Origin of the sequence: Chitinophaga sp. ARDCPP14 (assembly GCF_051362515.1) — a bacterium.
Classification (GTDB): Bacteria; Bacteroidota; Bacteroidia; order Chitinophagales; family Chitinophagaceae; genus Chitinophaga.
This window is the reverse complement of the sequence record NZ_JBKIXB010000045.1, coordinates 1-255: the sequence shown is the minus strand read 5'-3', so window position 1 is coordinate 255 and position 255 is coordinate 1. Positions and strand designations below refer to the sequence as shown.

Here is a 255-nt window from a genome sequence, read left to right as displayed (position 1 = left end):
AACTTAACATTGATTTTGAATGCCAGATGTGTAGGATAGTTGGGAGACTATGAAGCAGCTTCGCCAGGAGTTGTGGAGTCATCGTTGAAATACCAACCTTCTGTTATTTAGAGTCTAATCCCTGCAAGGGGAGACATTGTTTGGTGGGTAGTTTGACTGGGGTGGTCGCCTCCTAAAAGGTAACGGAGGCTCGCAAAGGTACCCTCAGTACGGTTGGTAATCGTACGCAGAGCGCATTAGTATAAGGGTGCTTGA

At 46.7% G+C, this 255-nt stretch carries 1 rRNA gene; it reads left to right on the top strand.

Annotation, left to right across the window (positions count from 1 at the left end):
- Window positions 1–255 (top strand): 23S ribosomal RNA (locus tag ACLHR0_RS31710); the annotation flags it as partial.